This window comes from Rhodococcus sp. IEGM 1302 (assembly GCF_030056935.1).
GTDB classification, from domain to species: Bacteria; Actinomycetota; Actinomycetes; order Mycobacteriales; family Mycobacteriaceae; genus Rhodococcus_F; species Rhodococcus_F qingshengii.
In genome coordinates, this window is the sequence record NZ_JASHKY010000011.1 from 117,887 (window position 1) to 143,602 (window position 25,716).

At 64.0% G+C, this 25,716-nt stretch carries 24 protein-coding genes; 14 read left to right on the forward strand and 10 right to left on the reverse strand.

The features are described 5' to 3' along the window. From QM609_RS17250 to QM609_RS17285, 8 genes are all read left to right on the forward strand, one after another. Positions 1-1,437 carry a GuaB1 family IMP dehydrogenase-related protein gene (locus QM609_RS17250; RefSeq protein ID WP_042919784.1) on the forward strand — a complete coding sequence of 479 codons (1,437 nt, stop codon included), beginning with the start codon at positions 1-3 and terminating at the stop codon, positions 1,435-1,437. Positions 1,438-1,748: 311 nt separating this feature from the next. Continuing rightward, a complete protein-coding gene (locus QM609_RS17255) occupies positions 1,749-3,131 on the forward strand; it encodes a hemolysin family protein (RefSeq protein ID WP_003944847.1) in 1,383 nt (460 codons plus the stop codon). Continuing rightward, positions 3,124-4,212: a hemolysin family protein gene (locus tag QM609_RS17260; RefSeq protein WP_003944826.1), complete on the forward strand. Its 1,089-nt coding sequence runs from the start codon at positions 3,124-3,126 to the stop codon at positions 4,210-4,212. The genes QM609_RS17255 and QM609_RS17260 overlap by 8 nt, the downstream gene beginning before the upstream one ends. 3 nt (positions 4,213-4,215) lie before the next feature. Further along, positions 4,216-5,094: a hypothetical protein gene (locus QM609_RS17265; RefSeq protein ID WP_042919785.1), complete on the forward strand. Its 879-nt coding sequence runs from the start codon at positions 4,216-4,218 to the stop codon at positions 5,092-5,094. 18 nt (positions 5,095-5,112) lie between these two features. Next, positions 5,113-6,426, forward strand: coding sequence for a CoA transferase (locus QM609_RS17270; protein WP_042919788.1), 1,314 nt, complete (start codon positions 5,113-5,115; stop codon positions 6,424-6,426). Positions 6,427-6,457: 31 nt separating this feature from the next. After that, the gene (locus QM609_RS17275) at positions 6,458-6,934 is read left to right on the forward strand and encodes an OsmC family protein (RefSeq protein ID WP_007727816.1); all 477 of its coding nucleotides are present in this window, start codon (positions 6,458-6,460) and stop codon (positions 6,932-6,934) included. Beyond that, positions 6,927-7,961 carry a nucleoside hydrolase gene (locus tag QM609_RS17280; protein ID WP_003945017.1) on the forward strand — a complete coding sequence of 345 codons (1,035 nt, stop codon included), beginning with the start codon at positions 6,927-6,929 and terminating at the stop codon, positions 7,959-7,961. The genes QM609_RS17275 and QM609_RS17280 overlap by 8 nt, the downstream gene beginning before the upstream one ends. A gap of 230 nt (positions 7,962-8,191) precedes the next feature. Next, positions 8,192-9,139, forward strand: a complete 948-nt coding sequence (locus tag QM609_RS17285) for a sulfite exporter TauE/SafE family protein (protein WP_007727818.1) — start codon at positions 8,192-8,194, stop codon at positions 9,137-9,139. A 62-nt stretch (positions 9,140-9,201) separates the two neighbouring features. On the opposite strand, the gene meaB is transcribed toward QM609_RS17285, so the two are convergent. From meaB to mutA, 3 genes are read right to left on the reverse strand one after another with little or no spacing between them, the layout of a single operon-like run. Further along, complete coding sequence (gene meaB / locus QM609_RS17290) at positions 9,202-10,194, reverse strand: methylmalonyl Co-A mutase-associated GTPase MeaB (protein WP_003945003.1); 993 nt, start codon at positions 10,192-10,194, stop codon at positions 9,202-9,204. 17 nt (positions 10,195-10,211) lie between these two features. Continuing rightward, positions 10,212-12,464 (reverse strand): methylmalonyl-CoA mutase, encoded by a 2,253-nt coding sequence (scpA, locus tag QM609_RS17295; protein ID WP_003944912.1) that lies wholly within the window; start codon positions 12,462-12,464, stop codon positions 10,212-10,214. Continuing rightward, positions 12,461-14,356, reverse strand: a complete 1,896-nt coding sequence (gene mutA / locus QM609_RS17300) for a methylmalonyl-CoA mutase small subunit (protein WP_050656504.1) — start codon at positions 14,354-14,356, stop codon at positions 12,461-12,463. Before mutA ends, scpA begins: the two co-directional genes overlap by 4 nt. Before the next feature lie 423 nt (positions 14,357-14,779). On the opposite strand from mutA, the gene QM609_RS17305 reads away from it, so the two are divergent. Genes QM609_RS17305 through QM609_RS17315 form a run of 3 tightly spaced genes read left to right on the forward strand, consistent with a single transcriptional unit; the run spans position 14,780 to position 16,704 of the window. Continuing rightward, positions 14,780-15,487 (forward strand): TVP38/TMEM64 family protein, encoded by a 708-nt coding sequence (locus tag QM609_RS17305; protein WP_007727829.1) that lies wholly within the window; start codon positions 14,780-14,782, stop codon positions 15,485-15,487. 31 nt (positions 15,488-15,518) lie between these two features. Then, the gene (locus tag QM609_RS17310; RefSeq protein ID WP_050656503.1) at positions 15,519-16,115 is read left to right on the forward strand and encodes a hypothetical protein; all 597 of its coding nucleotides are present in this window, start codon (positions 15,519-15,521) and stop codon (positions 16,113-16,115) included. 55 nt (positions 16,116-16,170) lie between these two features. Further along, on the forward strand, positions 16,171-16,704 hold the full coding sequence (locus QM609_RS17315; protein ID WP_003944797.1) for a hypothetical protein: 534 nt from the start codon (positions 16,171-16,173) through the stop codon (positions 16,702-16,704). Between the two features lie 43 nt (positions 16,705-16,747). On the opposite strand, the gene QM609_RS17320 is transcribed toward QM609_RS17315, so the two are convergent. The 3 genes from QM609_RS17320 to QM609_RS17330 are packed head-to-tail and all read right to left on the reverse strand — an operon-like array spanning position 16,748 to position 19,332. After that, positions 16,748-18,031 (reverse strand): SPFH domain-containing protein, encoded by a 1,284-nt coding sequence (locus QM609_RS17320; RefSeq protein WP_030536387.1) that lies wholly within the window; start codon positions 18,029-18,031, stop codon positions 16,748-16,750. Continuing rightward, entirely contained in the window at positions 18,031-18,462 is a 432-nt protein-coding gene (locus QM609_RS17325) for an NfeD family protein (RefSeq protein WP_003944877.1), read from the reverse strand. Before QM609_RS17325 ends, QM609_RS17320 begins: the two co-directional genes overlap by 1 nt. A gap of 42 nt (positions 18,463-18,504) precedes the next feature. Beyond that, complete coding sequence (locus QM609_RS17330) at positions 18,505-19,332, reverse strand: DUF3097 domain-containing protein (RefSeq protein WP_042919794.1); 828 nt, start codon at positions 19,330-19,332, stop codon at positions 18,505-18,507. Between the two features lie 67 nt (positions 19,333-19,399). Here QM609_RS17330 and QM609_RS17335 point away from each other — a divergent pair, with 67 nt between their 5' ends. Beyond that, positions 19,400-20,191, forward strand: a complete 792-nt coding sequence (locus QM609_RS17335; RefSeq protein ID WP_007727857.1) for an Rv1486c family protein — start codon at positions 19,400-19,402, stop codon at positions 20,189-20,191. Here the strand turns inward: QM609_RS17335 and QM609_RS17340 are convergent. After that, positions 20,181-21,974, reverse strand: a complete 1,794-nt coding sequence (locus QM609_RS17340; RefSeq protein ID WP_076948447.1) for an enoyl-CoA hydratase-related protein — start codon at positions 21,972-21,974, stop codon at positions 20,181-20,183. The two genes, QM609_RS17335 and QM609_RS17340, sit on opposite strands and share 11 nt — an antisense overlap. Before the next feature lie 154 nt (positions 21,975-22,128). Next, positions 22,129-22,620 carry a hypothetical protein gene (locus QM609_RS17345; RefSeq protein ID WP_003944993.1) on the reverse strand — a complete coding sequence of 164 codons (492 nt, stop codon included), beginning with the start codon at positions 22,618-22,620 and terminating at the stop codon, positions 22,129-22,131. 77 nt (positions 22,621-22,697) lie between these two features. Here QM609_RS17345 and QM609_RS17350 point away from each other — a divergent pair, with 77 nt between their 5' ends. Beyond that, entirely contained in the window at positions 22,698-23,039 is a 342-nt protein-coding gene (locus QM609_RS17350; RefSeq protein WP_003944783.1) for a metallopeptidase family protein, read from the forward strand. A 106-nt stretch (positions 23,040-23,145) separates the two neighbouring features. Continuing rightward, positions 23,146-23,754, forward strand: coding sequence for a transcriptional regulator (locus QM609_RS17355; protein WP_007727873.1), 609 nt, complete (start codon positions 23,146-23,148; stop codon positions 23,752-23,754). Between the two features lie 11 nt (positions 23,755-23,765). Here the strand turns inward: QM609_RS17355 and QM609_RS17360 are convergent, their stop codons facing one another. Both QM609_RS17360 and inhA read right to left on the reverse strand, forming a co-directional pair. Continuing rightward, positions 23,766-24,818, reverse strand: coding sequence for a ferrochelatase (locus QM609_RS17360; RefSeq protein WP_050656502.1), 1,053 nt, complete (start codon positions 24,816-24,818; stop codon positions 23,766-23,768). Between the two features lie 84 nt (positions 24,819-24,902). Beyond that, the gene (gene inhA / locus QM609_RS17365) at positions 24,903-25,700 is read right to left on the reverse strand and encodes an NADH-dependent enoyl-ACP reductase InhA (protein WP_003944803.1); all 798 of its coding nucleotides are present in this window, start codon (positions 25,698-25,700) and stop codon (positions 24,903-24,905) included. Positions 25,701-25,716: the final 16 nt, after the last annotated feature.

Below are 25,716 nucleotides of genomic sequence, written 5' to 3' on the forward strand. Positions count from 1 at the left end.
GTGCAGTTCCTCGAAGGGCAACGCCCCCCATACGACCTGACCTACGACGACGTCTTCCTCGTCCCTAACCGGACCGAGGTCACCTCTCGGTTCGACGTCGATCTCAATTCTTCCGACGGATCCGGAACGACCATTCCCGTCGTGGTCGCCAATATGACCGCAGTCGCCGGCCGCCGCATGGCGGAGACTGTCGCCCGCCGCGGCGGACTGGTCATCATTCCGCAGGACGTCCCCACCGACGCTGTCGCCGAGACCGTGGCGTTCGTCAAGAGCCGCCACCTCGTCGCCGATACGCCGGTCACGCTGAGTCCGGACGACGCCGTCTCCGATGCGCTGGCGCTGCTTCCCAAGCGCGCTCACGGCGCGGTCGTGGTGGTCGAGGACGGTAAGCCTCTCGGTGTCGTCACCGAGGCTGCCTGCGCGGATGTCGATCGGTTCACTCGCCTCCGTACCGTCGCGATCACCGACTTCGTCACGGCCCCGGTCACCGCCACACCGCGTGAGGTCTTCGAACTGCTCGAAACCAAGCACGATCCGCTGGCGGTCATCGTCAACGAAGACGGGACTCTTGCCGGCGTCCTCACCCGCACCGGCGCGATCCGTGCCGGCATCTACGACCCCGCAGTCGACGAGCGCGGCGCACTCCGGGTCGCTGCGGCGGTCGGTGTGAACGGTGACGTGGGCGCCAAGGCCAAGGCACTCGTCGACGCCGGTGCCGACGTGATCGTCGTGGACACGGCTCACGGTCACCAGCAGAGAATGATCGATGCGCTCACCACCCTCAAGGCGCTCGATCTCGGCGTCCCGTTGGTTGCAGGCAACGTGGTCTCCGCACAGGGAACCCGTGATCTGATCGCCGCAGGCGCGGACATCGTCAAGGTCGGCGTCGGACCCGGAGCCATGTGCACGACTCGCATGATGACCGGCGTCGGACGCCCGCAGTTCTCGGCCGTCGCGGAATGTGCTGCAGCGGCACGTGAGCTCGGCAAGCACGTCTGGGCCGACGGCGGCGTTCGACACCCCCGCGACGTTGCACTCGCCCTCGCGGCGGGCGCGTCGAACGTCATGATCGGCTCGTGGTTCGCCGGCACGTACGAGTCCCCCGGCGATCTCAAAGTCGATCAGGCGGGCAACGCGTACAAGGAGAGCTTCGGTATGGCCTCCAAGCGCGCTGTTGCCGCTCGCACGGCCACCGAAACGGCTTTCGATCGCGCTCGTAAGGGATTGTTCGAGGAAGGCATCTCCAGTTCGCGGATGCGTCTCGATCCCGAGCGCCCCGGAGTCGAGGACCTGATCGATCAGATCTGTTCCGGCGTGCGCAGTACCTGCACGTACGCGGGTGCGCGCTCTCTCGAGGAGCTGCACGAGAAGGCCGTTCTGGGCGTGCAGTCCGCCGCCGGATTTGCCGAAGGACGGCCGCTTCCGTCTGGTTGGTGAACCACGTTCTGTGACTGTCGGCGGGTGCTCGGGTCCCTACTCCCGGGCACCCGCCGGTATCATTGGATCCGTAAACAGAAAACAAAACTCGGTCGGGTGCCCTTCGGCGACCCGACCGAGCCCGCTACAGCCGAGAACTACTCGGCTCTGACGAAAGGAACCCGGTGCCCGAGGCACCCACACACTTACCCGGCGCTACACCCGTCGTTTTATCCGAGGAATCTTCTGATTCCGCCGGTTCGGAGGGCTCCTCTAGCGAGCCGGGAGACAAACCCGGCGGCCCCCGTGCACATCTCAGGTGGCGATGACACATGGACATCGTTTTCACCATTCTCAGCCTGGTCGGCTTCATCGCGCTGACTGCAGGCACCGCCCTCTTCGTGGCGGCCGAATTCTCACTGACCGCGCTCGAACGCAGCACCGTCGACGAAGCTGCTCGTGGCGGCGACCGACGCTCGCGGCAGGTTCAACACGCGCACAAGACTCTTTCGTTCCAGCTCTCCGGCGCTCAGCTGGGCATCACGATCACAACCCTGATCACCGGTTACCTGGCCGAGCCGGTCCTGGCACGGTTCATCACACCGGTCACGAAGGCCGTCGGGCTCAGTGAATCCGCTGCCTCGACAACGTCTTTGATCCTGGCGCTCGTGATCGCGACCTCGTTCTCCATGATCTTCGGTGAGCTCGTACCGAAGAACCTCGCAATCTCCAAGCCGATGCCCACCGCCCGCGCGACTGCGGGCCTGCAAGCAGGGTTCTCGCTGATCTTCCGGTGGGCCATCAACGGCCTCAACGGAACCGCCAACTGGATCGTGCGACGCCTGGGCATCGAACCCGCGGAGGAATTGCGCTCCGCGCGATCACCGCAGGAACTCGGGTCCCTCGTGCGGACGTCCGCGCAGCGCGGCTCCATCGACAAGGGCACGGCGATGCTCGTCGACCGTTCACTGCAGTTCGGTGACCGCACGGCAGAAGAGCTGATGACTCCGCGAGTGAAGATCGAATCGCTGGAACTCTCGGACACCGTCGCAGACCTGATCGTGACGGCGTCGCGGACCGGCTATTCGCGCTTCCCGGTCGTTCGCGGCGATCTCGACGACACGGTCGGCGTCGTACACATAAAGCACGCGTTCACCGTTCCGGCCGAGCGCAGGCGCACGACGCGCGTCGACAGTCTGGCTCAACGTGTTCCCGTCGTGCCGTCGAGCCTGGACGGAGACACCGTCATGGAGCGGATCCGCTCCGACGGCATGCAGGTTGCGCTCGTCGTCGACGAGTACGGCGGAACTGCCGGCATCGTCACGATGGAAGACCTCATCGAGGAAATCGTCGGCGATGTGCGCGACGAACACGACGAACCCGAACTCGACGTACAGCGCGTCGGCGACGGATGGTCGTGCTCCGGTCTCCTGCGCATCGACGAGGTCACTTCGGCTACCGGGTACACCGCTCCCGAAGGCGACTACGACACGCTCGGCGGCTTGGTGCTCACCGAACTGGGCCGCATCCCCGACGAGGGTGACGAGGTGGAATTGCCCGACGTCGACTCGTCCGGTGATTCGCGCGGAAAGTGGATTGCACGAGTGACCGGCATGGACGGCCGCCGTATCGACCGGGTGACCATCACGCCGGTCCCCGCTTACGTCGAACCCGAATCCGCAGACGACAGCAAGAAGGAGTCCGACGATGAATAACCTCTTCGGTGTACTCCTCACCGTCGTGCTGCTCGCCGGCAATGCATTCTTCGTCGGTGCGGAGTTCGCACTGATCTCCGCACGACGTGACCGCCTCGAAGCACTGGTCGCGCAAGGCAAGAAGCGGGCGCTCACAGTCATCAAGGCCGGTGAGAACCTCTCGCTCATGCTTGCGGCGGCTCAGCTGGGCATCACGATCTGCTCGATCCTCCTCGGTAAGGTCGCCGAGCCCGCCATTGCGCACCTCCTCGAGGTGCCGATGGAAGCCGTCGGCCTGCCCGACGGATTGCTGCACCCGATCTCGTTTGCCATCGCGCTGTCGCTCGTCGTAGTGCTGCACATCCTGCTCGGCGAGATGGTGCCCAAGAACATCGCGTTGGCCGGCCCCGAGAAGACGGCCATGCTGCTCGTTCCCGTGCATCTGGCGTTCATCAAGATCGCTCGCCCGATCATCGCGTTCTACAACCTGTGCGCGAACGGAGTGCTCAAGCTCCTGCGCGTCGAACCCAAGGACGAACTCGACGTCACGGTCTCGGCGGTGGAGTTGTCCGCGATGATCGGTGAATCGCGATCCGAAGGTCTGATCGACGCCGAAGAACACCGGCGGTTGAAGCAGGCACTCGAATCGACCGATCGGACCGTCTCCGAGGTCCTGATCACTCTCGACAAGGTGCGGACCATTCCCCTCACACCGTCGGGAACAACACTGGGTGAGATCGAGCGTGCGGTCATCGAGACCGGATACTCGCGTTACCCGGTGCGAGCGAGCGACGGATCGCTGGCTGGGTACGTGCACCTCAAGGACGTGCTCGACGAGGTGCTCGACGAGGCCGCTGGACCGGACACCGTCGTTCCGACGTCGGATATCCGGCCGCTGCCCATCGTTCCGCTCAGCACACCGCTGGCCGAAGCGTTGGCCGGCCTTCGTCGGGCCAGCTCGCACCTCGGCGCTGTCACGGACGCTGACGGAGTGGTGATCGGTATCGTCGCGCTCGAGGATCTCCTCGAGGAGTACGTCGGAACGGTCCGCGATGGCACGCATCGCGGCACGGATGCTGTTCCCGGACAAAGAAACAGCTGATCGATGACACGTTCGGTGCATTCACTCGCACTCGCGCAGAGCGAGTGGACGGCTCGGCGGGCACTTCACCTCGAGGAGGTGGAGAAGCTCGTCGAGCCGCACCGAGCGCGTCGTAGCGCCGGTATCTCTCACCCGGTGCACGACTTCCTCTTCACGTACTACAACTTCAAACCCGCCCAACTGCGCCGCTGGCACCCCGGGTACGGAGTCGCGCTCGAGAACGCCGCCGAATACGCAGCCTTCTCCGGCTACCGCGTCGACGGGTCGGGTACCGCGACGGTCGAGGCCTCAGTGCTGGAGCGTCGGCGTCACACAGTCCAATTCGTGTGGAATCTGTTGAATCAGACGTCTGCGCGGCCCGCTGTGCTGGGTTGCTTCGGCCTCCACGAATGGGCGATGGTCTATCGCGGGGGCGAGGACGCAATCCGTCACCAGTCGGTGCCGCTGCGACTCGGGTTCGCCGGTACCGACGCGGTCGTCGAATCCCTGCCACTCAAATGCACGCACTACGACGCGTTCCGGTTCTTCACACCGGACGCGGCCCCCAAGAACTCGCTCCCGCTTGCACGCGAAACTCAGATCGATCACGAACAGCCGGGCTGCCTGCACGCCGGTATGGATCTGTACAAGTGGAGTTTCAAGTTGTTGCCACTCGTCGATTCCGACCTGGTGATGCGGTGCTTCGAACACGCGCTCCTGGCCCGTGAACTCGACATGCGCGCGAGCCCATACGACCTTGCCGAGTACGGGTACTCCCCCATTCGTATCGAAACTCCCGCGGGCCGCGCCGAATACGTGCGTCAGCAACAACAGTTGGCGGATCGTGCTGCGCCGCTCCGCGATACGCTGGCAGAGAAGTGCCGGGAGCTTCTCGGCCACTGAACTGCCGAAAGGCGTCGCATGGATCACGGGTACGGGTTCTATCTCGACGAATACCAGCGTGACGTCGGGGTGCACACCGACGACCGACGCGGGCACATCGAATGCCCGGACTCGGCGGGTTTCCTTGCGGCGCACTTGCCGGTGTTCGACCTCGCTGCGGGCTCGGTAGCGGCGTTCGCCTCGGCGATTCATCGGTCAACCGGCCCGGGCGACGGACACTGGACCCTCGATCCCGAGCGCATCGCCGCGTCCTTCTCGAGCGATCGACTGTTCCGGATCGGCGGCGAGCCGATCAACGGGTTCTCCGAGCACTCGGGGTTCTTTGCCGCCCGCGACGGTTGGGTCCGCACGCACGGCAACTATCCGCACCATCGCGACCGCCTGCTCGCCGTCCTCGAGCTCGATCACGGATCACCCAAAGATGCAGTGGCGCAACGGATATCCGAACTCAGCACCATCGAGATCGAGCAGCAGGCCGCCGAGATCGGAGCCATCGCGGTCCGTGTTCGTACCGAGACCGAGTGGCGCCTGAGTGAGCAGTGCGCAGCTGCGAGGTCTGCGCCTCTGGTATCCATCCGAGCACGCGACGAGGGAAAACCCCGCACGCATCCGACGCGCCCACGCGTTCTCGACCTGACCCGCGTCATCGCCGGTCCGGTCGCGACGCGCGCCCTGGCGTTGGTCGGCGCTGACGTTCTGCGGATCGATCCCCCGGCGATCCCCGAGATCGGATGGCAGCACCTCGACAGTGGACAGGGCAAGCGGTCGGCGCTTCTCGACCTGAAGTCCTCGGCGGGAGCGACAGCGTTCCGAGAACTCCTCGAAACCGCAGACGTACTGGTCACCGGCTACCGGCCGGGTGCACTCGAAGCGCTCATCGGGCAGGATCTTCCCGCCCACCTGATTCACGGGCGCGTCAGCGCATGGGGATGGGAAGGTCCGTGGGCGAATCGCCGTGGCTTCGACAGCATCGTGCAGGCCGCGTCCGGCATTTCGTTCCTCGAGGGTGGTGAGAACCCTGGCGCACTTCCGGCGCAGGCACTCGACCACTCGACCGGATACTTCCTGGCAGCGGGGATCCTCGACGCGTTGACACTGCGCTCGCACGACGGCCGTGGCCGCGACGTCGACGTGTCGCTGGCAAGCACAGGCGCTCGTCTTCTCGACGCACCCGGCCGAACCGCCCATCCTGGTCTGCCGACGGCTCCCGGCCTGAATGTTGTTGTCAACCATGCCGACGTGACCACCGCACGACCCGCGCTGGCAGAGTTCGAGGACTACCCCGAACCAGCCCATCCGTGGGGATCGGATCGCGCGGAGTGGGCACACTGAGGGACCGGCACATTCAGGGCAAGATGGACCTGTGAAGTCACATACCTACACACTCGACCTTCAGTGGACGGGCGATCTGGGAACCGGAACGTCCAGCACGCAGGGATATTCGCGCAATCATGCAATATCCGCGGTCGGAAAGCCGGAACTTCTCGGCAGCTCCGATCCCTCGTTCCGCGGTGACGCGCAGCGATGGAACCCCGAGGAACTGCTCGTTGCCTCCCTCGCCCAGTGCCACATGCTCTGGTACCTCGGGCTGGCAGCTGCCGCTGGGGTCGTCGTTCTCGACTACAGCGATCAGCCGGTCGGCAGCATGATCGAGGAATCCGATGGCGGCGGCCAGTTCATCGAAGTGACGTTGAATCCGACGGTGTTGGTCGCGGAGGCGTCGATGGTCGAGAAGGCCCAGGAGCTTCACGGCCCCGCACACACGAAGTGCTTCATCGCTCGGTCGGTGAACTTCCCCGTCCTGCATTCCCCGACGATCCTGGTGGCCACCGATGAGTGACATGCACAAGCTCATCGTCGACGTCGACACCGGTATCGACGACTCGTTGGCGCTTCTCTATCTCCTTGCCAGCCCCGAAGCCGAGATACTGGGGATTGCGAGCACCGCCGGCAACGTTCCGGTGGAACAGGTCGCGGCCAACAACTTGAACTGGCTTGCGCTCTGCGGCGCCCCGGACATCGAGGTTGCACTCGGCGCCCGCGAGCCATTGGTCATACCGTTGCGCACCACCGAGGAGACTCACGGTCCGCAAGGAATCGGCCATGCGGTCCTCCCCGATTCGGGTCGCAAGCGCTCGGTCCGAACCGCCACCGACCTCTGGGTGGATCTCGTCCGGGAGTACCCCGGACAACTCACCGGGCTGGTGACGGGGCCGCTCACCAACCTGGCCTTGGCGATCAGACGTGAACCCGATCTGCCGTCTCTGCTGAAGCGACTGGTAGTGATGGGTGGGTCGTTCAACTATCCGGGCAACACGACGCCGACCGCGGAGTGGAACGTCTCGGTGGATCCGCACGCCGCCAAGGAGGTGTTCGACGCGTTCTCCGTCGTACCCGCGCACCGGCGCCCGATCATCTGCGGCCTCAACGTCACCGAATCCATCGAGATGTTCCCCGAACATGTGCGTCGGCTCGCCGAAGCTGCCGGGAGCACCCCGGAAGAGATCATCTCGCCTGACGACGGTCCCGACGTCCGCAGTTCCGCGTCCAACAGCGTGATCAGGCATATGTCCGACGCAATCCGGTTCTACATGGAATTCCATCGTGAATACGACCAGGGATTTCTTGCTCACATGCATGATCCCTTCGCTGCTGCCGTCGCGCTCGATCCGAGCCTGGCGACGCTGAAACCGGCAACGGTAGATGTCGAAACCGAGAGTCCACTGCTGATCGGAACGACGGTCGCGGACTGGGTCGGGCACTGGCAGCGTGAGCCCAACGCGGATATCGCGGTCAGAACCGATCCGGCGGAATTCTTCGATCGACTTGTCCACCGAGTGGGAAATTACGCCCGCGTCGTGGGTTGACCGAGCCGGTCACCGGCTATGCTCGCATGGACAGAACACCAACGAACGAGAACAAAGGACCTGACGTGCAGATTTCCAGCCACGATGCCTCCCCGGCATTTGCGCTCGGATTGATGGCGTTCTGGCCCACTCGTCGTAGCGCATGCTTCGATCAGGCGTGTTGCTGAGCGGCGATTCTCGCTGCCTGCACCCCTGACTTTGTCGCTTCTTCGCTCGGAGTCTGTCTTCTCATGTTCAACCTTCTTTTGTTCACCCTTGTCGGCGTCGGCGCCCAGCTCGTCGACGGCGCCCTCGGTATGGCCTTCGGTGTCACCGCAACCACTCTGTTGATGATCGGTGGCCTCGGTCCGGCTCAGGCCAGCGCCGCTGTTCACCTGGCCGAGGTCGGCACCACCCTCGCTTCGGGTGTGTCGCATTGGAAGTTCAAGAACATCGACTGGAAGCTCGTCGCCAAGCTCGGTGTGCCCGGCGCAGTCGGTGCATTCATCGGCGCAACTGTGCTCTCGGGTCTGTCCACCGAAGCGGCAGTCCCCATCACGGCGACGATCCTGCTGGCCATCGGTATCTATGTGGCACTACGCTTTTCGGTCCGCCCACCGGCCGTCGCGGACGCTCGTACCACCCCGCACACTGCACGTTTCCTGTCCCCACTCGGCCTGTTCGGTGGTTTCATCGATGCATCCGGCGGTGGTGGTTGGGGTCCGATCACCACCAGCACGCTGCTCTCACGAGGAAAGACCGCGCCGCGCACCGTGATCGGCTCGGTCAGCGCCTCGGAGTTTCTGGTCGCGTCAGCCGCGTCGCTGGGATTCCTTGTCGGATTGGGACGTGAGTCGGCGGGAAACCTCCTCGTTGTCGCCGGTCTCGCGCTCGGCGGTGTCATCGCAGCTCCGTTCGCGGCGTGGCTGGTCAGCCGCGTACCTGCAACCTTGCTCGGAACGGCGGTGGGCGGCGTCATCGTGTTGACCAACGCACAGAAGCTGTTCAAATCCTTCGACATCACCGGGGCGGTCACAGTGGCCGGTTACCTGACCATTCTCGGCGCGTGGGCAGCGCTGCTGTTCTACGCGTGGAAGCGGTCCACGCTCACCCCGGCCGAGGCAGAAGGCGATTTCACGGGAGTCGAACTCGCTGTCGAGACCGAACTCACCGAGCCTGCAGTCAAACGCGAACGATAGCTCGTCACAGAAGAAATCCCGGGTATCCGCGCTCGGATACCCGGGATTTCGTTCTTTCCGCGCTAGTTGCTTCCGTCGAACGCGTCGAGAATTCGCCCCGCCGCCAACGCTGCCGTCAGCGAACCGTCACGCACGCTCTGCTCGACGTCGGCCCGGATCGCACGCACCCGATCGTTGCTCGAGAGCCTGCGTAGCAGCTGATCGTTGACCATCGTCCAGGTCCAATCGACCTGTTGCTTGCGACGCTTCTCCTCGAACTGTCCCGCTTCGGTGAGCACCTCACGGTGTTTGGTGACAGTTCCCCAGAACTCGTCCAGCCCGACACCTTCGAGACCGCTCATCGTGATGACGGGCGGCTTCCAGATGGCGTCGTGCGGGTAGATCAGGCGAAGCGCACCCGCCAATTCGCGGGCAGCGCCCTTTGCCTCGCGCTCATGCTTGCCATCGGCCTTGTTGACCGCCACCAGATCTGCGAGCTCGAGGACACCCTTCTTGATGCCCTGGAGCTGATCACCGGTACGAGCGAGGGTCAGGAACGTGAAGCAGTCCACCATGTTGGCAACAGTGACTTCGGACTGGCCGACACCCACCGTTTCCACCAGGATGACGTCGAAACCGGCAGCTTCGAGAAGCACGATGGTCTCGCGGGTTGCCTTGGCAACACCACCGAGCGTGCCGGACGTCGGTGACGGCCGGATGTACGCATTCGGTTCGACGGTGAGCCGAGCCATGCGTGTCTTGTCGCCGAGAATCGAGCCGCCGGTGCGGGTGGACGACGGATCGACCGCCAACACCGCAACCCGATGTCCCTTGCCCAGCAAGTACATTCCGAGCGCGTCGATGAAGGTCGACTTGCCGACGCCGGGAACGCCGGTGATGCCGATCCGGTGCGCTCCCCCGGCCTCCGGCAGCAACTTCAGTAGAAGTTGCTGCGCGAGGGCCCGGTGGTCGTCGCGGGTGGACTCGACGAGGGTGATCGCCCGAGCGAGGCCGGCACGCTGATTTCCGCGCACCGCCTCGGCGAGGGAATCAATGTCGATGGGCTGACGTGCCATCTTCAGTGACCCCCTTCTCAGCTGTTGTCGTGACCCAGTTGGGCGGAGAGCTTCTCCAACAATCCGCTGGCAGCGTCAGCGATGACGGTGCCGGGCGGGAAGATGGCAGCAGCGCCGGCCTCGTAGAGTTCGTCGAAGTCACCGGGCGGAATGACGCCGCCGACGACGATCATGATGTCGGGACGACCGGCCGCAGCCAAAGCCTCCCGCAGCGCCGGCACCAAGGTGAGGTGACCGGCTGCCAACGACGACACACCGACTACGTGGACGTCGTTGTCGGCCGCCTGATTGGCGACCTCTTCGGGGGTCTGGAACAGCGGTCCGACGTCGACGTCGAATCCGATGTCCGCGAAGGCGGTGGAGATGACCTTCTGGCCACGGTCGTGACCGTCCTGGCCCATCTTCGCGACGAGGATGCGGGGACGACGTCCCTCGTCCTCGGCGAACTTCTCGACCAGTTCCATCGCCTTGCTGATGTTGCTCACCGTTCCTGCCTCGTCGCGGTACACACCACTGATGGTGCGGATCTCGGCCTGGTGGCGTCCGTACACCTTTTCGAGGGCGTCGGAGATTTCGCCGACGGTAGCCATCGCGCGGGCGGCGACGACAGCGAGGGCGAGGAGGTTGTTCTCCATGCCGCCTTCGGTGGATGCGGCAGCGCGAGTGAGGTTCGCCAGTGCGGCCTCGACGGCTTCCGGATCACGTTCCGCGCGAAGGCGAACCAACTTCTCGAGCTGTTCCTTGCGGACCTTGGAGTTCTCGACCTTGAGAACTTCGATGGTGTCGACCTCGTCGGGAACGTACTTGTTGACGCCGACGAGCGGCTGCCGACCGGAGTCGATGCGTGCCTGGGTGCGGGCGGCAGCTTCCTCGATGCGCAGCTTCGGGATGCCTTCGTTGATGGCCTGAGCCATTCCGCCGGCTTCCTCGACCTCTTCGATGTGCTTACGAGCCCGGTTGGCGAGTTCGTTGGTGAGCCACTCGACGTAGTACGAGCCACCCCACGGGTCGATGGGACGCACGGTGCCGGATTCCTGCTGCAGCAGCAACTGGGTGTTACGGGCGATGCGGGCGGAGAAGTCCGTCGGCAATGCGATCGCTTCGTCGAGTGCGTTGGTGTGCAAGGACTGAGTGTGGCCCTGGGTGGCAGCCATGGCTTCGACGCAGGTACGCGGAACGTTGTTGAAGACGTCCTGCGCGGTCAGGGACCAGCCGGAGGTCTGCGAGTGGGTACGCAGCGAGAGAGACTTCGCGCTCTTGGGGTCGAACTTGGCGACAAGCTCGGCCCACAGGAGGCGTCCGGCGCGGAGCTTGGCGACCTCCATGAAGAAGTTCATGCCGATGGCCCAGAAGAAGGACAGGCGAGGTGCGAACTTGTCGATGTCCATACCGGCGTCGAGGCCGGCGCGGATGTACTCGACGCCGTCGGCGAGGGTGTACGCCAGTTCCAGATCGGCCGTCGCTCCGGCTTCCTGGATGTGGTAGCCCGAGATCGAGATGGAGTTGTACTTCGGCATTTCCGCGCTGGAGTACGCGAAGATGTCCGAGATGATCCGCATCGAGGGCTTCGGCGGATAGATGTAGGTGTTACGAACCATGAACTCTTTGAGGATGTCGTTCTGGATCGTTCCGGCCAGCTTGTCCGGAGTGACACCTTGCTCGCCTGCCGCAGCGACGTACAGCGCGAGAATCGGCAGCACGGCGCCGTTCATCGTCATCGAGACCGACACCTGCGAGAGGTCGATTCCGTCGAAGAGCTGACGCATGTCGAGGATGGAATCGATTGCGACACCGGCCATTCCGACGTCACCGGCAACGCGAGGATGATCGGAGTCGTAGCCGCGGTGTGTGGCGAGGTCGAAGGCGACCGAGAGGCCCTTCTGACCGGCCGCGAGGTTACGACGGTAGAACGCATTCGACTCCGCGGCAGTGGAGAATCCGGCGTACTGGCGAATGGTCCACGGCTGGTTCACGTACATGGTCGGGTACGGACCACGCAGGAACGGCGCTGCGCCCGGGAAGCTGTCGAGCGGGTAACCCGACTCGGCGGCGGCCGTGCGGTCCGCACCGGTGTACACCGGCTTGACGTCGATGCCTTCGGGGGTGGACCAGACAACCTGCTCGGCGGCGTAGTTGTTGGCGTTGGCGCCCTCTTCGATGAGCGCCTGGGCCTGCTCGACCGACGGCGGTGTGGGTGCCGGAGACTGCGGGTCCTCGAGTGGGACCTCGGCGAAACTGCCGATCACGTGCTTGACCTCTCGTGTCGTCACTTGGAGCTTCCCGTCTCGATGAAGTCGAGCAGTTCGGTCAGAGCCGACACTGCGTCGATGCGGGCGGTGAGGAATCCGTCCGGGCGAGAATCGCCGGTCGCGTCGGCGACTGCCTTTTCCGGTCCTGCGAGCAGCACCTTGGTGATGCCGGCGGCGCGAAGTTCGGCGACGGCCGCTGCGGCGCTCTCGCCGTAGCGCTTGTCCGTGCCGCACAGCACGGCGACGGTGGCACCGGAAGCCTTGACTGCAGCGGAGATGGCCTCGGCGCCCACCTCGAGCGGGCCGGGGTTGACTGCATCGATACCACCCGAAGCGAGCAGGTTGGACGCAAACGTGGTGCGCACGTTGTGTTCTGCAACCGAGCCCAGCGGCGCGAGAAGCGCAGTGGGACGGGCGCCGCCGGCGGCGAGGAACGCGTCCGAACGGTCACGAAGCGCTTCGAATGCAGCTGCGTAGCGGGCGACGGACTGGCCGGGCTCGACGGCTTCGGCGGACAGCGGCGTTTCGCCGAGGTTCGGGAACTCGTTGACACCGGTGACCGTGGTCTTGCGGTGTGCGATGTCGGAGTCGCGCTTGGCCTTCGTGGCAGCGATGCGACCGGAGACGATTCCCGCTTCGAGTGCCGCCAGATACCCTCCGGCTGCTTCGATTTCCTGGAAGAACTCCCACGCGGTGGCGGCGATCTGCTGTGTCAGGTCCTCGACGTACCAAGACCCGGCCGACGGATCGAGGACACGGCCCAGGTGCGACTCCTCGAGCAGGAGCAGCTGTGTGTTGCGCGCGATGCGCGAGGAGAAGGACTTGCTGACACCGAGGGTGCCGTCGGCCAGGGCGACGTCGAACGGAAGAACAGTCACCGCGTCTGCTCCGCCGACGCCGGCGCCGAATGCGGCGAGGGTCGTGCGCAGCATGTTCACCCAGGGATCACGCTGAGCCATCATCGCGGCGGAGGTGACTGCGTGCTGCGGCGCTCCACCGAAATCGGAAGCTCCGCAGACCTGGGCGATGCGTGCCCATACGAGACGTGCGGCGCGGAACTTCGCGATGGTCTGGAACTGATCGTCGGTTGCCGCGTAGCGGAAAGCCAACTGCGACAACGCAGCACCGATGGTCAGGCCGCTCTGGGCGGTGAGTGCACGGAGGTACTCGAGGCCGGCGGCGATTGCGGCTCCGAGTTCTTCGGCATCCCCGGCACCCGCGTTGTGAAAGGCCGTGCCGTCCACGGTGATCGCGTGCACGGTTTCCGCACGAGCTGCGGCGAGGGCGGCCAACTCGACTGCGCCTGCAAGTTCGACGTCGGCTGCGCCGGAGAACGAACTGGTCAGCGGCGCTGCACCGAGGTGAACTCGGATACTGCTGCGATCGCTGACACCGTCGCCGGCTTCGCCGCGAGCATCGAGGAGAGAGAAGAGTGCTCGGGCTGCATCGTTTGTCGCTGCGCCTGCATCGAGCGTGAGCGGTGCGAGGTCGAGAAGCACGCCCTCGAGCGCAGCGGCGAGGTCGGTGACCGGAACGCCGTCGGCGCCCACCTTCAACCAGAGTGCGCTGACTCCGTTTTCGAGGGCGTCCAGGATGGCGCGATTGGTCTCGGCCGCCGAAGCGGTTCCGAAAGCAGCGGAAACCAACCAACCGGCATTGACATCACGGTGAGCGTCGACGCCACGCACGTACGGAAACGTGCCCGGCAAGCTCTGCTCGGGACGCTCGTCGCGTGGGCTGTAGAGCGGTGCGACAGTGACACCGTCGTAGGTGACGGTTTCGAGCAGTTTCTGTGGCTCGGGGCCCAGTTCTGCCGCATCGACTCTGCGGGACTTGGCGAGCACACCGGCTACGGAGCGCTGCCACTCCGCGTACGCCTGCTCGACAGCCTCGGCTTCTGAAGCTAATGACACTGTGTCCGCTCCCTCTCATTTTTTGCGTGAGCGCTTTACCGATAATCGGATTTGTTCGTTAGTTCTGTGATGCTAACCCGCGGTTGAGCCCAGATATCGTGAGGATCACGTCATGTTCTTCACAGGTCTGTTCGTGGCCACTTTCCGACCGGCCGGGCGACGTGCGGATTCGGTCGTTCGTGCACGTGTAACCGGCCCTTACCTAGCGATTGTTCAGCATGTTTACGGGTTACCCGCGAGTTCGTTTCACTGGTCGGGACTGCAGGTGAAGGCCACTCCGAAAGCCTAGTGGTTTTCGTCACAGCGCCGTTTCATTGTCGCCTGGAGCACGTCGCTTTCCCGCCCCCGTGGCGATGTTCGACTCACGATTGCGGGTCGGCAGTCGGCCCGGTTCACCGTTCGCAGGTAGCCTTGTGACCTGTGATGGGACGCCTGCTGGACCGAAGATTGATCGCAATAGTCCTGGTAGTGCTCGCTTTGTTCCTCGCAGCCCTCCTCGCCCCACATCCCACGGTGTCCCAGGTGCGAGAGTGGGCGGACTCGGTTGGCCCGGCGTTTCCCCTCGTGTTCTTCCTGGTTCATTCGATAGTCACCGTCGCGCCGTTCCCGCGCACCGTCTTCACGCTCAGCGCGGGGGTCCTTTTCGGCTCGGTGACCGGCATCGCTCTTACCGTGGCGGCAACGACTGTGAGCGCCGTTCTGGCCCTCTACCTGGTCCGCGCCATCGGCCGCGACGTCGTGTGGCAACGGATTTCGAGTCCGACGATCCGGCGGGTGGACGAGCGGATCGAAAAGCGGGGGTGGCTGGCCGTCGGCTCTCTGCGCTTGATCGCGTTTGTCCCCTTCTCGGTGGTGAACTACTGCTGCGGCATTTCGTCGATCCGGATCGTGCCCTACATCCTTGCCACCGTCGTCGGCATCTTGCCCGGCACTGTTGGGATTGTCGTTCTGGGCGATGCGCTCTCCGGCGAAGCCGATCCTCGTCTCCTGATTCTGTCCGGGATCTGCATTGCGATCGGCATCGCCGGTCTGGTGTTCGACGCTCGCCGTCAGCCTTCACCGGGCGAAACCATCGTTGACAACGGTCAACCTCAAGAGGTTGATTTGATTGAGTCAACCCAAAACGATTGACTATTGAAAGTCAACTATCTAGCATTGACTAATGTTCGTACTGACAGTGGATCAGCGAGGTAGCCGACGCGATGTCGACCGCGTCGGGGACATCATCGACGACATGGCCGATCGCAGGCTCCTGCGGCCGTTCGAGCGCACAGCGGGCGACGAGATTCAAGCGGTGACCGACGATCCGGCGCTACTCGTCCTCGTCGCACTCGAGCTGATTCGGCGCGAGCACTGGAGTGTCGGGATCGGGATCGGTCCCGTCGAGCAGCCTCTCCCACGGCAGACCCGGGCCGGACGCGGACCGGCATTCGAAGCTGCTCGGATCGCCGTCGAGCGAGCCAAGCGAGCTCCGGCCAGAATTGCCGTCGAACAGGCGCCGGCGGATAGCTCACGCGACGAACTCGCCGCAGATGTCGATGCCACGTTCACCTTGCTCGGAACGATCGTCACGAGACAGACGAAGGACGGACGCGAAGCCATCGCCCTGATGGACAGCGGACTCACTCAGGTCAGCGCAGCGGCCCACCTCGGAATCACCAAACAGGCCATGTCCAAGCGACTCCTGACAGCCGGGTGGCACGCAGAACTCGCCGGGCGCAGACTCGCAGAACGACTTTTGGTCAGACTCCAGCCCTAGACTGCTCACGCTCGCACCGGTACAAACTCGTCGACACAGCAGGGGGCTCGAATACATGGTCGTTCTGGCGTTGATCGCGCTCGCCGTCGCCGCCGCGGCACCAGCAGTTGCAGCGGCACTGGGACCGCTCAGTCGTGGTCGACTCGAAGTCCCCGAATGGGCGTCGTCCGTGGTGGCTCTTCCGGCGCTGGGTGTTGCCGCACTGGCATCGACCCGAACGACCCCGGTCACCGGTTTCGCTCTCGGGGCGACGCTTGTCCTGTGCGTACTTGCCGCCGCCACGGCCGGTGCACCGTTGGTACTTGCCACCTTCAAGATCGCTCGTCGCCAACCGGACGGGAGCCCGGCACCGGACGCCGGACCTCTTCGCGGCGGACGTGTGATCGGCATCCTCGAACGGCTCGCGGTGGCGGCATCGATTCTCGCAACCTGGCCGGAAGGCATCGCGATCGTCTTGGCAGTCAAGGGGCTCGCGCGGTACCCGGAACTTCGCGAACCTCATGCGTCCGAGCAGTTCATCATGGGAACCTTCGTCAGTGTCCTCTGGGCGATCGCCGTATGCGGAACGGGACGGGCACTCATCACGTAGGTGATGAGTGCCCGTCCCGATCAACGTTCGCTACGAGAGGCGTCTACTGGCGCTGGCCACCCTCGGGCGGCTGCCCCTGGTACGGGTACTTCTGCTGGAAATCTTCACGCTCGGGCGGCAGCGGCAACTGACCCGGCCAAGGATTTTCGCCCTGCTGTGGCAACGCGGGATCTACGAATCCAGGCTGCTCGGGCGCACTCTCACGGCGGTGCCTGACCGCAGCTGCCGGGTCTTCGACCGGTGTGCGTGCAGCAACTTCAGCAGCGCGCACTGCTTCCGCGATAGCCGGATCGGATTTGGTCTCGAACCACTCCGCCACCTCGGCTGAATCGTCCTCAGGATTGGGAAGATTCTCTTCGGCGGCCGGCGGCTCGTACCGGAAAACGCCATCCTGCCCTTGCGCGCCAAGCGTTTTGGCAAATCCCTTCAGCGCGTCACCGAAGTCGCTGGGTACGAGCCACACCTTGTTCGCATCGCCTTGCGCCATCTGCGGCAACGTCTGAAGATACTGGTATGCAAGCAATTCCGGAGTCGGCTTACCGGACTTGATTGCAGCGAAAACCTTCTCGATGGCCTTGGCCTCGCCTTGAGCCTGCAAGTACTTGGCCGCGCGGTCACCTTGAGCGCGAAGGATCTGGGACTGACGCTCACCCTCGGCGTTCAGGATCGAGGCCTGCTTGTTTCCCTCGGCAGAAAGAATCTGGCTCTGCTTGGCACCCTCGGCGGTCTTGATAGCGGATTCGCGGTGACCTTCAGCCGTCAGAATCATCGCGCGCTTCTCGCGGTCCGCCTTCATCTGCTTTTCCATCGACTCCTGGATCGAGGGCGGCGGATCGATGCTCTTGAGCTCGACGCGGGCCACTCGCAGGCCCCAGCGACCAGTCGCCTCGTCGAGGACACCACGAAGCTGACCGTTGATGGAATCACGCGAGGTAAGCGTCTCTTCGAGGGTCATTCCGCCGACGACGTTTCGCAGCGTGGTGGTTGCCAACTGCTCGACGGCAGCGATGTAGTTGCTGATCTCGTACACCGCAGCTTGCGGATTGGTGACCTGGAAGTACACCACCGTGTCGATGGACAGTGTCAGGTTGTCCTGGGTGATCACCGGCTGCGGTGGGAAGGAGACCACCCGCTCACGAAGATCCACCTTGGCGCGCACACGATCGGCGAACGGGATCAAGAACGTGAGCTGCCCGGACACCGTCTTCGAATACCTACCGAGCCGCTCGATCACCGCGGCTTCTGCCTGCGGTACCAGTGCTACCGACTTCGCGACCACCAAGATCACGAATAGCACCAACACACCGAGCACTATGAGTGCTGCCATTAAGGTCCCCTCCAGACGACTGCTGTTGCGCCGTTGATTTCCATCACCGTCACCTTGGTACCCGGCGGGTACACCTCGGTGGTGTCGTACGGCCTGGCAGTCCACACCTCGCCGTCCAACTTGACCTGCCCGGAATGCTCGCCCACTTCTTCCAGAACCAGAGCGTGCTTACCTTCGAGTGCCTGTATTCCGGTCGGGGTCGGCGGCGGACTACCGAAGCGACGCAACATGATCGGTCGCACGCCCAGGACGAGGGCGGCGGAGAACACTCCGAACATGACGGCGTCGACCCACACCGGGAAGTCGGTGACAGCACTGACACCGGCAGTAGCGAGCGCCCCACCGGCGAGCATCAGCAGGAAGAAATCCCCCACCAGCGCTTCGGCCCCGGCGAGCACCAGTGCTCCGATCAGCCAAATAAGTGCAGCCACAACACCATCTAACCAGAATGTGTGACCCAGGCCGCCGCTACGTCAGTTCGGCTCGGTAACGAAATCGACAAGTTGTTCGACTGCACCGATCAAAGGAGCTTCCAGATCGCGGAAGCTCTCGACCGAGTTGTAGACCCGCCGCCAGCCCTCCTGAGGTGTCCCCCAGCCCAGTTCGCGGCAGATTCCCGTCTTCCAATCCTCGCCGCGTGGAATCTTCGGCCAGGAGGCGATTCCGACAGATTTGGGACGAACGGCCTCCCACACGTCGATGTACGGGTGCCCGGTCACCAACACGTCCGGGCCGAGGCCCTGAGTCAGTTGGGTTTCCTTGGAACCGGTGACCAGGTGGTCGACCAGGACCCCGACGCGGCGGCCGGGACCAGGCCCGAATTCGGCAAGCCGCTCCCCCAGATTGTCGAGTCCTTCGAGATGTTCGACGACAACACCTTCGACGCGAAGATCGTGACCCCACACCCGCTCGACGAGGGCAGCATCGTGTACTCCCTCCACCCAGATCCGGCTGGGCAGTGCCGTGCGGGCGCGTAAGCCTTCGACTCGCGTCGAACCCGAAGCCGACCGTGCGGGTTTGGTGGACACGGGCTTGGGGGCCGGGCGTACGAGGGTGACCGGTGCGCCGTCGATGAGGAAGGCCGCCTCGCGCATCGCGAACAACCGCGTTCGGGAACGACCGTCCTCGAGCCGCACGAAATCGCCGTCGTACGTGCGCTCGAAACCGACTACCGCACCGCAGAATCCCGTCGCCGCATCCTCGACGACAAGATCACGCTCGGCCGCGACTTCAGGCGTCACGCGCTTCTGTTTGCGGGTATGACCCGCAAAAATGTCACCGTATCCGTTGCCACCGCTCACGCCGGATCACGCTAGGTCACAACGCCGGGGCCGCGCATGTCGCCACGCCGAACTAAACTTCACGGTCATGAGTTCTCCCAGCGCAACCCTCACCGTGTGGGCAGCGTCATGGCTCGCCGGCGACGCTGCGCCGGACGACGTCATCGACGCCCTTGCCGCGTGGGCACCGATGCACCTGATCGGCGCCGCCGATGCGGAAACCGCGGTCCGCCACGATCTCGAGTGGCCGGGAGTCACGGCTTCCGGTGTGCCCACCCTGCTCAGAATCGCGCGCTCGGAGGCTGCCGAGGTCCGCCTGGTCCTTCCCACGGCCGGTGATGTACGTGGTCTGCCCACCGGGACCGAGTTCGCGCGCGCTGCGATCGCAACGGGTGAAGGGATACAGATCGGCGCCGTCGGCAAGCCCGGAGTCGGACTCGTGCCGTCGAAGGAAGGCCCGGACGTCCTGCGATGGACGGTCTTCTCCATTCCCACTGTGGCGGGCAGCGCCGAATCGATCGGACTCCGCGAAGCCGAATACGAACTGCGCCAAGCTGTTCGGGACGCAGCCGAGGTGCTCGGCGGGCTTCCGGCCGTAGCCACCGGAATGCCTGGAAACGACGCTCGTACGCTGGTCGCCGAAGCCCTGCAGGCACAGGCCGGACACCGCTGGCCGTCGACACTGTCACCTCGCCATCTACAGGTGATCGACACAGCCGACAACGTGGCAGCCATTCTCACCGTGGCTGCGTCGGTATCGACCAACCAGGCCCCGAGCGTGTCCACTGCGCAGAGGCGTGACGACCTGCTGCGACGACTGTGGGACGTTGTTCGCACTGCCCGTGTCGCGTCGGCGAACAGCGTGTCGATCAGAGCTTGAGCACGAAGTTCCGGCGTTTCTCGGCAAACCCGTTGCGGTCACCGAACATGTCGATCTTCATCTCTTCGAGCTCACGCTCCTCGTAGGGCTCCACCGGATCACGTTCCAGTCGAAGACGTTTGCGCTCCAGCATCGATTCCAGCCGATCTCCTTCGAGCAAGTCGGTGGCGACCTCGCGCAACCACGCCTCGAACAGATCCGGCCGCCTGGGGCCGATCGCGTCGACAAGTCCGATGTCCAAGGCTCGACGGATGCCTATCGCACTGCACTCGGCCAGCAGACTGCGGGCCTGCTGCTCGCCGACCCGAGCCGGAAGTGTGTACGTGTGCAGTTCCGAGCCGAACAGGCCCATCGTGGCGTAATGAGGATTGAGAACCACACCGTCCCTGGCCACGACTACGTCGGCTCCAAGCGGGAGCATGACCCCGCCGGCACCGGCGTTGCCTGTGAATGCCGCCACCACAACCTGTTCCGTACAGGTGACGATCGCTTTCGCGATCTCGTTGATGGCTTTGATGTTGGCCCACGCTTCTCCGGCTTGATCCGACGCGGCCTCGATGACGTTGAGGTGGATACCGTTGCTGAATCTGTCGTAGTCACCCGTCAGGACAAGGATCTTGGTGTCCTGCGCGATCGCCCAGCGGAGCCTGGAGGCCAGTCGCGCGCATTGCTTCGTACTCATCGCACCGTTGTAGAAGCGGACCGAGAGATATCCGATTTCGCCGTCGCGGTGATAGTCGGTCTCGGGGTAACGACTCTCCCAGACCTGTGGAACGAACACGTCCGGACGTACGACCGCGGTCGACGGAAGTTTGACATTGCCGGTGCCGACAAGCCGCGCGTGTCCGATCCATACGGAGCCCGCACCGGTGGCAACACGTATTGCCTGGTGGAAGTACTCGACGATGGTGCCGGGCGCTGCATCGACGTGGGTATCGAGGTGAGCGTCGTAGACGTAGACCCGGTCGAGCCCCAACTGAACGGCGACGCCGGGAAACCCGTCGGCGGCGTTGACGGCGCGGACGATGCTCGACGCGTCTTCCTCCCAGCTGAAAACGCGATCGGCCTGTTTCATGCTCGGCCGCGATCGGGTCGAAGCCACGGGCCGCGCAACTCGGTCCGATGGGATCGCCTGGAAGTCAGGAGTACGGAAATGTTCGACGACCTCCGTAATGCACTCCATCGCCGCGTCGGTGACTTCCTCGTTGTATACCGAGGATTTGGTTGCCCCGTTCCGGAGTTCGAACGTCCGCCAGGCCCACACCGGCCCGGCGTCGAGTTCCTCAGCGGCCTGCAATGCCGTGACACCCCAGATCGGTTCGCCATCCGTTATCGCCCAGTCCAGCGACGACGGCCCGCGATCTCCGGGCGGGCCGGGATGGATGATGATCGTTGTCCACCGCTGCCAAACAGATTCCGGGACATAGGCTTTCAAAAACGGGCAGATGACGAGGTCAAAATCTCCCGAAGAAGTCGCGGCCAGCACTGCGTCCGCGTCGGCGACGACGGCTGTACGGACTTGGTGTCCCGCCTCGCGAAGAACAAGACCGGCCCGCTGCGAGAGACCGTTGTCGGAGGTGACGAGAAGAAGCACGCTCAACGGTGGCGCGAAGGTCGTACGTGGGCGTGAGCGCCGGAACAGCGCCGCCGTCGCCGCTCGCAGACGGCCCCTGCCCGATACACCTTCACGTAGCTTCGCCGTTGCTCCATCGCTGGAAATAGCCACAGAAGTCGTGAGCGCGGCCGATTTGGGCATCGGTCGTACTTCGGGGGTCGAAACCATGAATTCCTGCTCGCATGCTCGGGTATCTGCAGCGCAGACCAGACTCCCCCCAGAGCAGGACCGACGCACCGATAGATTGATTGAGGTATTTAGGGACTTTATACCTACCGTCGGTTTGTTTCAATAGCTATTTTCAAGCAAACCTTTCGATCGATCAACCCACAGTCTTGTGATTGATCGCGATATGGCGGTCGATGCGAATATGTTCATCCAGCGTCGGGTAGCGCAAACCGGTGTCCTGGCTGTACCCCTGACGGCGCAACCAATCCAGGACGTCGCCCCAGAACCAGATCCCCCCGGCAACCGAGTTGTACGGAATCGGGAAAGGCGTAGCCGCCTGCCGGACCCCTCGCACCCACTGCCCGACAGCTTGCCGCGTCACCCCCGCACGGTCGGCAATGTCCTGACGTGACACCAGATCGGGATGTGTCCGCTGGGGACGCACGCCTGCAGCCACCAACTGGTCCACCACGGTGATAGCCGTTGTCGCCGCTCGCATACCTTCCGAGGTGAGCGTCAGCAGCTGCAGCCCGCGTCGGTCCTCGACCCTTCCGCCCAAGCTCTCTTCGATCGCCTGCTCTTGCGAGACTGTCAGCATCTGAACGATGAATGTGAATTCGTAACGGTGATAGAGGTCTTCGGCCACGCAATGAACATAGCCGTAAGCTGCACTGTTTCCACATGGACACACCCGGATCCCGCCCCCGCACGCACAATGGGCAGATGATCGACGTGGACGACAGCCAGTTCGAGGACATGGTCAAGCGGGCGCTCGACAGCCTGCCACCGAAATTGGGTGCGGAGATGGCCAATGTCGCAGTGACCGTTCAACTCGAAGGTGGACGACCGGGGCTACTCGGGCTGTATCAGGGCATCCCACTGACCAAGAGAACCACCACGTACGCCGGCGTCCTTCCCGATCGCATCACGATCTACCGCAGGGCCATCTGTGCGATCTGCAGCACCGAAGACGAGGTGATCGAGCAAGTTCGCCGAACAGTGATCCACGAAATCGGCCACCACTTCGGGATCGGAGATCCCCGGTTGCGTGAACTCGGATGGTGACAACCGACTCATCTACAAGTCGGAAATCAGCTAGAGGTTGATAATCGGCGAATTGTCATGTCAGCTGTACCAAGCCCGCAACAATTGAACACTTACAGGAGTTCGCATGGTCAATTTGATCCAGATCGCCCCGAAGAATGCCCCGACGTTCGCGATGAGCCGACAGAAGGCCGCAGAACTGCTGGGCATCTCGGTCGACAGCGTCGCGTTTCTCCTCAAGTCTCGCTATCTCCCGGATCTGGACGCCGGTCGGTTGATCAAGATGGCCAACCAGCCCTGGTTGTACTCGGACGGCGACTTTCCCGTCCTTCAGCAGGGCGCATCCGAACTTGCCCCCAAGAAGATGCTGCCCGCACGTAAGTACATCGGCGAGAGCGCAATTCACTCCGATGCCGAATGCGTGGAGGCCAACCAGGGGCAGTGGGCGGGATTCAACGTCGACCATGTGCTCGGCGCCCGCTTCCTGCCTGTGACGCTGCGCAAGTTTCCGGTGTCGGTGCTGCAGATCCACGACGTCAACGACGACGACGAAGAACGCGTCTCGTTTGTCGCGACCCTCGCCGGGCGAGTCCGCGAACTGGGCGCGCCCGAACTCAACTACATCGACCCGTCACTGAGCCCCGAGGATCGACAGATCGTCGAGACGCTCCTCACCTCGCGCAGCACGTCCACCGTTCCCGGGCCCTGCGGAAAGCTCAAGCATCCGAACACCTGAGCGTCGGACGGTCAGCGGGGACGCTGAACGGCCGCGCAGCAATTGACCGCACACGAGAGACCGTTGGTGGTCGAGCCGAGCAGCGGCTCGACCCCCAGTCGCAGTGGCTGCTCGGCCTCGGCCAGTTCCCGAACGAGCGTGGGCACCAGCTGCGCGAAACGCTGATCGCGGCCGGGCGTTGCTGCCCGAACGAAATCCATCCCGAGTTCGGCTGCCTTGTCCTTGGCCTCGGTGTCCAGGTCCCACACCACTTCGAGGTGATCGGAGACGAAACCGACGGGGCACACGATCACGGCGCGAACATCCTTGGCGGACAACGTATCCAGGTGATCACAGATGTCGGGGTCCAGCCACGGAACCTGCGGCGGGCCTGATCGCGACTGCCACACCAGATCGAAATCCTCGACGCCGACGGCCTCGGCAACCAACTTCGCGGCCTCGGCGACCTGTCGACTGTAGAGGTTTCCGCCCTCTGCCGGCGGCCCTGCATTGCGGTCTGCGGCACTCGGTACCGAATGCGCGGTGAACACCAGGCGCGCAGCATCGCGAGTCGCTTCGGGCAACTCTGCGCGGGCCGCGCGCACACCGTCGGCGAACGCGCCGACGACCAGCGGATGGTCGTAGTACTGGCGAAGTTTTGTCAGCGTCGGTGCGCCGTCACCGACCGCCTCACGGGCACGGGCGATGTCCTCGTGGTACTGCCGACATCCGGAGTAACCACCCCACGCCGACGTGGCGAACACGGCGGCGTTGCGGACACCGTCCTCGCGCATCTTGGCAACGGTGTCTTCGACCATCGGGTGCCAGTTGCGGTTGCCGAAGTACACGGGCAAATCCACGCCGGCTGCTGCCAGCTCACCTTCGACCCGTTCGATCAGGTCTCGGTTGAGCGCGTTGATGGGCGAAACTCCACCGAAATGCATGTAGTGCTCGACGACGGCGTCGAGCCGCTCCGGTGGCACTCCCCTACCGCGCGTGACGTTTTCGAGGAACGGCCGTACGTCTTCGGGTTTTTCGGGACCGCCGAACGACAAAACGAGAAGAGCATCGAACTGCATGTCCATACTTACGGTCATGAGTTCAATCTTGCGCGATGCCGTTCGGCGGGAGTCACCCGGGTACTCACCTGCGTAGTAGAAGGGGTGCTACTAGCCGACCATCGCGTGGAAGCCGCCGTCGACGTAGATGATCGACGCGGTCGTGCCGGGCAACCAATCCGAGAGAACGGTGCAGACCGTTTTGGCGACCGGCTCGCGATCGTCGACGTCCCAGCCGATGGGCGCAGCACCGTCCCATGCGGTGTTCAGCTTGTCCAACTCCGCGCCCGGACCGGTGCTGTCGCCGGCAATGGCCTTGGCGGCCAGGGTCTTGATCGGGCCGGAGGACACCAGGTTCGAGCGGATGCCGCGGACGCCGACCTCTTTGGCCACGTACCGATTGACGGCCTCGAGGGTTGCCTTGGAGACACCCATCCAGTTGTAGAAGGGCATTGCGCGTGCCGGATCGAAGTCCATTCCGACGATGGACGCGTTGTCGTTGAGCACCGGCAGCAAGGCCTTGGCCAGTGCGCTGTACGAGTAGGCGGACACCTCGAGTGCGACCGCCACGTCTTCCCACGGCGCGTCCATGAACGGGCTTCCCAGGCAGGAGCGGGGAGCGAAGCCGATCGAGTGGACGACGCCGTCGATACCCTCGGGAGCCAGCTCGCGCACACGCTCGGCGAGAGAGGCGAGATCCTCCGAGCTCTGGACGTTGAGCGAGATTGCCGGCGGCACGGGCTGCGGCAGGCGCTGGGCGATGCGGTCGATGAGGCGCAGACGATCGAATCCGGTGATCAGTACCTTCGCGCCCTGCTCCTGCGCGACCTTGGCCACGTGGAACGCGATCGACGAATCGGTGATGATGCCGGTGACAAGAATGGTCTTACCCTCGAGCAAGCCGCCCATGAGATGTCCTCCTGAT

Excerpts from the sequence above, each read along its gene's own strand:
- QM609_RS17255 (WP_003944847.1), top strand. The coding sequence starts at position 1,749 with ATGGACATCGTTTTCACCATTCTCAGCCTGGTCGGCTTCATCGCGCTG.
- QM609_RS17260 (WP_003944826.1), top strand. The coding sequence starts at position 3,124 with ATGAATAACCTCTTCGGTGTACTCCTCACCGTCGTGCTGCTCGCCGGC.
- QM609_RS17265 (WP_042919785.1), top strand. The coding sequence starts at position 4,216 with ATGACACGTTCGGTGCATTCACTCGCACTCGCGCAGAGCGAGTGGACG.
- QM609_RS17270 (WP_042919788.1), top strand. The coding sequence starts at position 5,113 with ATGGATCACGGGTACGGGTTCTATCTCGACGAATACCAGCGTGACGTC.
- QM609_RS17280 (WP_003945017.1), top strand. The coding sequence starts at position 6,927 with ATGAGTGACATGCACAAGCTCATCGTCGACGTCGACACCGGTATCGAC.
- QM609_RS17285 (WP_007727818.1), top strand. The coding sequence starts at position 8,192 with ATGTTCAACCTTCTTTTGTTCACCCTTGTCGGCGTCGGCGCCCAGCTC.
- meaB (WP_003945003.1), bottom strand. The coding sequence starts at position 10,194 with ATGGCACGTCAGCCCATCGACATTGATTCCCTCGCCGAGGCGGTGCGC.
- QM609_RS17305 (WP_007727829.1), top strand. The coding sequence starts at position 14,780 with ATGGGACGCCTGCTGGACCGAAGATTGATCGCAATAGTCCTGGTAGTG.
- QM609_RS17310 (WP_050656503.1), top strand. The coding sequence starts at position 15,519 with ATGTTCGTACTGACAGTGGATCAGCGAGGTAGCCGACGCGATGTCGAC.
- QM609_RS17315 (WP_003944797.1), top strand. The coding sequence starts at position 16,171 with ATGGTCGTTCTGGCGTTGATCGCGCTCGCCGTCGCCGCCGCGGCACCA.
- QM609_RS17320 (WP_030536387.1), bottom strand. The coding sequence starts at position 18,031 with ATGGCAGCACTCATAGTGCTCGGTGTGTTGGTGCTATTCGTGATCTTG.
- QM609_RS17335 (WP_007727857.1), top strand. The coding sequence starts at position 19,400 with ATGAGTTCTCCCAGCGCAACCCTCACCGTGTGGGCAGCGTCATGGCTC.
- QM609_RS17340 (WP_076948447.1), bottom strand. The coding sequence starts at position 21,974 with ATGGTTTCGACCCCCGAAGTACGACCGATGCCCAAATCGGCCGCGCTC.
- QM609_RS17350 (WP_003944783.1), top strand. The coding sequence starts at position 22,698 with ATGATCGACGTGGACGACAGCCAGTTCGAGGACATGGTCAAGCGGGCG.
- QM609_RS17355 (WP_007727873.1), top strand. The coding sequence starts at position 23,146 with ATGGTCAATTTGATCCAGATCGCCCCGAAGAATGCCCCGACGTTCGCG.
- QM609_RS17360 (WP_050656502.1), bottom strand. The coding sequence starts at position 24,818 with ATGGACATGCAGTTCGATGCTCTTCTCGTTTTGTCGTTCGGCGGTCCC.
- inhA (WP_003944803.1), bottom strand. The coding sequence starts at position 25,700 with ATGGGCGGCTTGCTCGAGGGTAAGACCATTCTTGTCACCGGCATCATC.